Annotated in this window: 6 protein-coding genes; 3 read left to right on the forward strand and 3 right to left on the reverse strand. The window is 61.1% G+C overall.

Features of this window, described 5'->3' with window-relative positions; all coding sequences use genetic code 11:
- Positions 1-296: hypothetical protein (locus tag V7D69_RS07970; protein ID WP_333605523.1), on the reverse strand; the 296-nt coding region annotated here is incomplete at its 3' end.
- Positions 297-928: 632 nt separating this feature from the next.
- Between V7D69_RS07970 and queF the strand changes: the two genes are divergently transcribed.
- A complete protein-coding gene (gene queF, locus V7D69_RS07975; RefSeq protein ID WP_333605524.1) occupies positions 929-1,390 on the forward strand; it encodes a preQ(1) synthase in 462 nt (153 codons plus the stop codon).
- On the opposite strand, the gene V7D69_RS07980 is transcribed toward queF, so the two are convergent.
- Positions 1,387-1,659, reverse strand: coding sequence for a hypothetical protein (locus V7D69_RS07980; RefSeq protein ID WP_333605525.1), 273 nt, complete (start codon positions 1,657-1,659; stop codon positions 1,387-1,389). The two genes, queF and V7D69_RS07980, sit on opposite strands and share 4 nt — an antisense overlap.
- 192 nt (positions 1,660-1,851) lie before the next feature.
- On the opposite strand from V7D69_RS07980, the gene V7D69_RS07985 reads away from it, so the two are divergent.
- On the forward strand, positions 1,852-3,417 hold the full coding sequence (locus V7D69_RS07985) for a carbon-nitrogen hydrolase family protein (RefSeq protein ID WP_324064566.1): 1,566 nt from the start codon (positions 1,852-1,854) through the stop codon (positions 3,415-3,417).
- Positions 3,418-3,438: 21 nt separating this feature from the next.
- On the opposite strand, the gene V7D69_RS07990 is transcribed toward V7D69_RS07985, so the two are convergent.
- Positions 3,439-4,704 carry an HD-GYP domain-containing protein gene (locus tag V7D69_RS07990; protein WP_324064567.1) on the reverse strand — a complete coding sequence of 422 codons (1,266 nt, stop codon included), beginning with the start codon at positions 4,702-4,704 and terminating at the stop codon, positions 3,439-3,441.
- Positions 4,705-4,994: 290 nt separating this feature from the next.
- Between V7D69_RS07990 and V7D69_RS07995 the strand changes: the two genes are divergently transcribed.
- Positions 4,995-7,424 (forward strand): glycogen/starch/alpha-glucan phosphorylase, encoded by a 2,430-nt coding sequence (locus V7D69_RS07995; protein ID WP_333605526.1) that lies wholly within the window; start codon positions 4,995-4,997, stop codon positions 7,422-7,424.
- Positions 7,425-7,508: the final 84 nt, after the last annotated feature.

Consider the following 7,508-nt stretch of genomic DNA (forward strand, 5'->3'; position numbering starts at 1 on the left):
GTCAGTTGGAGGCGGAACTGCAGCGTCGCGTAAACCAGCGAAAGCCGCATGGCGAGGGGCCGGAACGCGATCGATACGCGGGCTCGTGCCAATTCTTGGGCGGGATGTGTGGTATAGTGAATGACCGGCTCGGGCAGAACGGGGGGCGCTGGCGGACTTTCAATAACCGGCGGCGAACGTTCCGCCACCGGGGTTTGCTCGTCCTGCCACTGCTTAGTCGAGGCGCTTTCCTGTGCTGAGTAGGTCAAGCGACGGCGCAAGAACACAAACGCCAGTCCAAGAAGCGCGAGGGCCACGGGGATTGCCAACGACCAGAGCGGCCAGGCGGTATTCCGACCGATATCGGACGGAGCGCTTGCGCCCGGTTCGGTGTGCTGGAGTGCCGGAGAAGGAGAGGGCACGAGAACTGGCGTCGCGGCCTCGGCAGTTGGTGTCGGTGCTGCGGCGGGGGCGACGCTATGCGCTGGAGCCGGTTGCTTGCCGGGACGCGTCGTGGGAGTGGAGCCGGATGATGGGCGAGCGGGCGGAGGAGGCGGAGCTTTGATGATCGGCGCTGGCGGCGGCGCGCCAGAGGGAGGCGGAGCGGCGGGCGCCACCGTTTCGGTGCCCGTCGAACGGACGACCGGGTTCTGCGCATCAACCGGCCCTTGTGCGGCGGGGCCTGTGTTGCTCGGTTCTGGGCTGGGAAGGCTCCACCCATTAACGGCCCGTGCCCGCGCCGCAACGGATGATATCGCCAGCGCGATTGGCAGCACCGCGCATGAAATGATCTTGCCTCTGCCCCTCATGATCGAACCACCAGAGCCGCGTGCGCGCTGAACCGCATGTTAATACAGGCCAGGGGTGCGACCAACCGTTAATGATGTGCGGCCCAACACGCGGCGACTTGCCCCTTGCCTCGGTGAAGCGATGGCGGCATGGCCGGGGGATGAGTGAAACTCCTCCCGCACCCCTGCACCTTGGCCGCAGCAGCACGCTGCCCTCCTCGCCGGAAGAAGCGGTGCTGGATTATGTACCCAATCCCCGCGCCGGTGCGCTGTACCTTGTACGCTTCGCCGCGCCGGAATTTACCTCGCTTTGCCCAGTCACCGGCCAACCGGATTTCGCGCATCTGGTGATCGACTATGCGCCGGACCAAACGATTGTCGAATCCAAAAGCCTGAAACTGTTTCTTGGGTCCTTCCGCAATCATTGTGGCTTTCATGAGGACGTGACGGTTGGGATCGGCCAGCGCCTGTTTGATGAAATGCGGCCCCGCTGGCTGCGGATCGGCGGATATTGGTATCCGCGCGGGGGCATTCCGATTGATGTATTCTGGCAATCGGGCCCGGTGCCTGACGACCTATGGGTGCCGGATCAGGGAGTTCAGAGCTATCGGGGGCGTGGCTAATAACCGGCCGCCGCAAATGAGGGGCCGTTCATCTTTGCCAGGTCGACTTCACCGGTGCCCAGCCTTGCCATCTGGCGGCTGGTCAAGCATTGGGCATAGACCGTTGGCGCTTCCGCCCGCATGGCGGCATCGGAATTGAGCGCCGGATCGATTTGCGCCGTGCATTCGGCGCGGTTGCGATAGGTCTGGATCGGCGTGTCCAGGCGCTGGCAGGCGGTGCCATCGTCCGAGCAGCCGAAGAGGGCGAGAGCGAACACTGTGGCGCTCATAACGGTACTCCTTGCTCGCTCATAAGAACGAGCGAGAAGGCCAATCTATCCGTGATGCGCGCCAAAAATCTTGAGCCAGCGCAACGATTGCATTTTTGCTTCTCTGGCAGGTACTCAAGCGTCATTCGATCAAGGCGCACCCTTCGAAATCGGCACTGGAATGAAACGCCGCCGCGCGCCAAATAGGCCGCCATGGATCAGACCAAAGCCAAGCTCATAATTCGCCAGGCCAGCGTGGCCGACGCTCCCGCCATCGCGCGCCTTTCCGTCAAGGTCTATGGCAAAGTCGACTCCTTTACGAGGGCGGAGATTCGCGGTCAGTTGATTAATTTTCCGGACGGGCAGTTCGTTGCGGAATACGAAGGCAAGGTTGTGGGGCACTGCGCGACGATGATCGTTACCGCAGCTCTCGCCTTCAAGCCGCATACCTGGGAAGAGATCAGCAACGGCGGATACGGACGCCCTCCGGCTGAGGATGGCGACGTCCTGTACGGTTTCGAGGTCTGCGTTGACCCCGATTACCGGCGTCTGCGAATTGGTCAGCGCCTTTATCGCAAGCGTAAGGAATTGTGCCAGTATTTCGAGCTTAAAGGCATCGCTTTCGCGGGGCGCATGCCCGGTTATGCCCGCCGTCGGCGGCAGTATCCCAATCCCGCCGATTATCTGCAGGCAGTGGTTGACAAAAAGGTGCGCGATCAGGTCATCAATTTCCAGATGAACGAGGGCTATGAGCCGCGCGGAATCCTGCCGGACTACATTCCCAACGATAAGGAAAGCGGCGGCAATGCCGTGCTGATGTACTGGACCAATCCACTCGCGCCGCGCGATACCGGCAAGGCCGTGCCCGGCCTGAAGGAACGCGTGCCGTCCAGCGTGCGCGTGGCGACGGTGCAGTTCATGATGCGCAAGATCGAGACCATCGACCACTTCGAGGAACAGGCGGAATACTGGATCGATGTCGCTGCGGATTATGAAAGCGACTTCGTGGTGTTCCCCGAACTGTTCACGTTGGAACTGCTCTCGATCGAGGAGACGAAGCTAGAGCCTGCGAAGGCGATCGAGAAGGTCGCGATGTATACGGACCGCTTCGTGGAGTTCATGCAGAAGATGGCGGTCAGCTACAACATCAACATCATAGCCGGTTCGCATCCGACGAAGGTGAAGATCGGTGGCAACAAGACCGAAATCCGTAACATCGCTTATACCTTCCTGCGCGACGGTTCCGTCCACGAGACGCAGAAGTTGCACCCTACGCCTTCGGAGCGGCGCTGGTGGAACATTCGCGGCGGTTATGGCGCCAACGTGATCCCCACGGACTGCGGGCCGATCGGAGTCATGATCTGTTACGACAGCGAGTTTCCCGAACTGGCCCGTCACCTTGTCAATCAAGGCGCACTCCTGCTGTTCGTGCCGTTCTGCACTGATGAGCGCCGCGCGTTCCTGCGAGTGCATTACTGCTGCCAGGCGCGGGCGGTGGAGAACCAGTGCTATGTCGTGACATCCGGCGTCGTCGGCAATCTGCCGAATGTCGAGAATATGGACGTGCATTATGCCGAGAGCGCGATCCTGACGCCTTCGGACTTTCCGTTCTCCCGCGACGGGGTGGCGGCAGACACGGCGCCCAATACGGAGACGATCGCCATCGCCGACCTCAGCCTCGACGCTCTGCTCACCGCCCGCCAGTCAGGCGCGGTGCAAAACCTCAAGGATCGCCGCTTCGATCTTTACCGTGTGGAATGGACGCAGGCGCAGGGGTGAGGGGCGAAGAATGAGGCCGATTCACCTCGCCGTGAACAGCCGCTCGCGCAGTTCGCTTGCCGGCGGTAGATTTAGTCCGGCCAGGTCGGCTACGGCGTTGATGGCGTCCACGCCGTAGCAATTGGCCAGATCGATGGTCTTTACCGCTACCGGCTTGTCAGTGATCGCGGAATGAAAAGTCCTCACCGTGGGCAAGTCCGGATCGGACGGATTCTGATCGACGACCATGGCGATCCTGCCGGAGCGGAGGGCGACGAAGGACCCCACCGGATAGACGCCCAGGGCCTCCTGGAAGTGCGCCAGGATTTCCGGGTCGAAGGCGTTCTCCGCCTGCATCATGATCCGCATGGCTTCCGCTGGGTCAGCCGTCTCGCCGGTGAACACGCCGGACACGATATGATCGAACCTGTCGCAGATCGCCGCCATGCGGGAGAAGAGATCAAGGTGGCGCCCCTCCAGGTTCTGAGGAAAGCCTGCGCCATCCATTTGTTCGTGATGGCGCAGCACAGCGTGAAGAATCTCTTCCGGCACGTCGTCTGCTGCCGCCAGGAGATCGCGTCCCACGTAGCAGTGGCGTTGCCACAATCCGGGGTCCATGGTGCCCGCACCGCCCGTTGCTGCGTCGATTTCAATCTGGCTCAAGCCGATGTCCAGTAGCAGTCCGGCCATGCCGGCCAAGCGCGTTTCCTGCGGTGAAAGCCGCATCTGCCGCGCCAGAGAGACCATCAGCGCGCTGACTGACAGCATGTGCCGGTACATCGCCTCCATTTCGGACTTGCAGCGCATCAAGCCCGAAAAGGCGTGGGGATTGCGCTCGATGGAGGCATGGATATCTTCGACCAACGGCGTTACTTCCGCGACGCGCGGCGCCTTGCCCAGCCGTGCTTCGATGAACACCTTCGAAATGACCTTGCGCGCCTCTCCCGCGACCCGGCGGGCATTGCCGAACTCGCGCGCCAGGGTGATCTGTGCCGGACGCGCCATGCCGATCGGACCCGCCCGCCGCATGTCCGGTGGCGACGCTTCCAGGCTACGCGGCGTTGGGGCGCGGACGGACCTCGGCGTTGGCACGGACAGCTGCCTGGCGTCGTCATTCGCGATCACGTCGATCCCGCGCGTGGTATCGATCACGACCGCTTCCACCGCGCTTTCGCGCAGGGTTTGAAGCTTTTCCTCATCGACCAGGAAACGGGCCCGCCAGAAGGGATGGCTGAGCCAGCTCCCCCGAAAGCTGTGAATGAACATTCCCAACTCGATCTGCGATGCGGATATCTGTTTCAATGCCATGCGACCACCAGCGACTACCGAAAATCCGGCTAAGCGGGCGGGCTAAACGGATTGCATATGCCTTTGGAAAATCGAGTATTAACTGCCTTTTCGTCTTTTGGGAGCTTGACCCGGCCAGGCTCTCGTCTCGCGAAGCTTGCCGCGTCGCCGCATAATGGCTCTTGCCGCTTTCCCGGCCTGTGGTAGCCATGATGCGGAAGATGGGAAAGGCGCTGCAGCCTGAAAGGGGATGAACCGGCCGCGCGTGGGGCTATGATCGTCCTTGCGCCGGTCAATCAAGGAGTGCTCTCGTGGCCAGCGATTCGGGTCCCGCTTCCCATATCGTTCTTCCCTCGGAATTTGATCGACATATCATCAGGGTGCTGCGCCACCGCATCGGCAAGGACGAGCGCGCGGCCAAGCTGCATGATTGGTACAATGCCTCGATCTTCGCCTTACGTGATGAGATCATCGATCGCTGGATAGCCTCCACCCGGCGAACGCACGATGAGAATGCGAAGCGGGTCTACTATCTCTCCATGGAGTTCCTGATCGGTCGCCTGCTGCGCGATGCGCTGTCCAACATGGGCATGACGGCGGAGATGGAACAGGCATTGGCTGCGCATGGTCTCGATCTTTCCGCGATCGAGGAACTGGAGCCCGACGCAGCGCTCGGCAATGGCGGCCTGGGGAGGCTGGCCGCCTGTTTCATGGAAAGTCTGGCGACGCTGGACATCCCGGCTTACGGCTATGGCATCCGCTATGTGAACGGCATGTTTCGCCAGCGTATCGACGATGGCTGGCAGGTGGAACTTCCCGAGACCTGGCTGGCTCACGGCAACCCCTGGGAGTTCGAGCGACTGGAAAGCTCCTATCGCATCGGTTTCGGCGGCGAAGTAGTGGCCGATGGAGAAGGGGTGATCTGGAATCCGGCCGAGCAGGTGGAAGCCATCGCGGTCGATACTCCGGTGGTAGGTTGGCGGGGCAGGCGCGTGAATACGCTACGTTTGTGGAGCGCCAGTCCGCTCGATCCCATCCAACTCGATGCCTTCAACGCCGGCGATCATTTCGGTGCCCTGGCCGAGCAAGTCCGGGCTGAAAGCCTCGTGCGAGTGCTTTACCCGGCGGATTCCAGCCCCGCCGGACAGGAGTTACGACTGCGGCAGGAGTATTTTTTCACGGCCGCCTCCATCCAGGACATCGTGCGCCGTCACATCCAGTATGACGGCGATATCCGCACTTTGCCGGAAAAGGCCGCGATCCAGCTTAATGACACGCATCCGTCCGTGGCGGTTCCCGAGCTGATGCGCCTGCTGGTCGATGCGCAGGGGTTGGAGTTCAACGACGCCTGGGAAATCTGCAAGCAGACGATCAGCTACACCAATCACACGCTGCTGCCCGAAGCGCTGGAGACCTGGCCGCTGCCGCTGTTCGAACGGCTGCTGCCCCGGCACATGCAGATCATTTATGCGATCAATAGCCGCATATTGCGCGAAGCGCGTAAGGCCGGTTGCGATGCGGAGCGGATCGCAGCGATTTCGCTCATCGACGAAAGCGGCGAGCGACGGGTGCGCATGGCCAACCTGGCCTTCGTGGGCGCGCATTCGGTCAACGGGGTCGCCGCGCTTCACACTGAACTGATGAAGGAGACGGTCTTTGCCGATCTCCACCAGCTTTATCCAACGCGGATCAATAACAAGACCAACGGCGTGACCCCACGTCGGTGGTTGCAGCAATGCAATCCCGGCTTAACCGACGTGATACGCGACGCGATCGGAGATGCCTTTCTGAATGACGCCGGAAAACTTTCGGACCTCAACGTCCTGGCTGATGACCCGCAGTTTGGAGAACATATTGCCGAGGTCAAGCGCGCCAACAAGGTGGTGCTGGCCGATTACATCAGGAAGACGATGGGGGTGCGCCTTGACCCCGATGCGCTGTTCGACGTGCAGATCAAACGTATTCACGAATACAAACGTCAGCTCCTCAACTTGATTGAGACCGTGGCGCTTTACGACCAGATCCGCAGCCATCCTGAACGGGATTGGGTCCCGCGTGTGAAAATCTTCGGCGGCAAGGCGGCGTCGAGCTATCACAATGCCAAGCTGGTCATTAAGCTAGCCAATGACATTGCCCGTAGAGTGAACAGCGATCCCTCGGTGGGGGGATTGCTCAAGGTGGTCTTCGTCCCGAATTACAATGTCAGTCTGGCGGAAAGGATCATTCCCGCCGCCGACCTGTCGGAACAAATCTCCACAGCCGGTATGGAAGCGTCCGGTACCGGCAACATGAAGTTTGCTCTTAACGGCGCGCTGACGATCGGCACGTTGGACGGCGCCAATATCGAGATCAAGGACCGGGTGGGGGACGAAAATATCGTGATCTTTGGTCTTACCGCCGATGAGGTGGCCGAAAAACGCGCGAACGGTTACGATCCGCGCGCCGTGATCGAAAGCTCCCGAGAATTGAGCCAGGCTCTTTCTGCCGTCGCTTCGGGCGTGTTCTCGCCCGACGATCCGCATCGTTATGCCGGGCTGATCGGCGGCATTTACGATCACGACTGGTTTATGTGCGCCGCCGATTTCGACAGCTACGCCGCCGCTCAACGCGCCATCGACGCGCGGTGGGAGGATAAGGCGGCCTGGCGCGCGGCAGCGATCCGCAACATCGCCAATGTGGGTTGGTTCTCCTCCGATCGCACCATAGCGGAATATGCCAGGGATATCTGGAAGGTCCTGTGAAACCCGTTGGAAGCGCCATAGAAGCCTTGTATCAGGGAACGCACCCGGACCCCTTCTCGCTGCTTGGCGCTCATGCCGGACCCA

Origin of the sequence: Novosphingobium sp., from assembly GCF_036733805.1 — a bacterium.
GTDB lineage: Bacteria > Pseudomonadota > Alphaproteobacteria > Sphingomonadales > Sphingomonadaceae > Novosphingobium.

What these genes read in the sequence shown, in the direction of transcription:
- queF (WP_333605524.1), top strand. Translation starts at nt 929, where the DNA reads ATGAGTGAAACTCCTCCCGCACCCCTGCACCTTGGCCGCAGCAGCACG.
- V7D69_RS07980 (WP_333605525.1), bottom strand. Translation starts at nt 1,659, where the DNA reads ATGAGCGCCACAGTGTTCGCTCTCGCCCTCTTCGGCTGCTCGGACGAT.
- V7D69_RS07985 (WP_324064566.1), top strand. Translation starts at nt 1,852, where the DNA reads ATGGATCAGACCAAAGCCAAGCTCATAATTCGCCAGGCCAGCGTGGCC.
- V7D69_RS07990 (WP_324064567.1), bottom strand. Translation starts at nt 4,704, where the DNA reads ATGGCATTGAAACAGATATCCGCATCGCAGATCGAGTTGGGAATGTTC.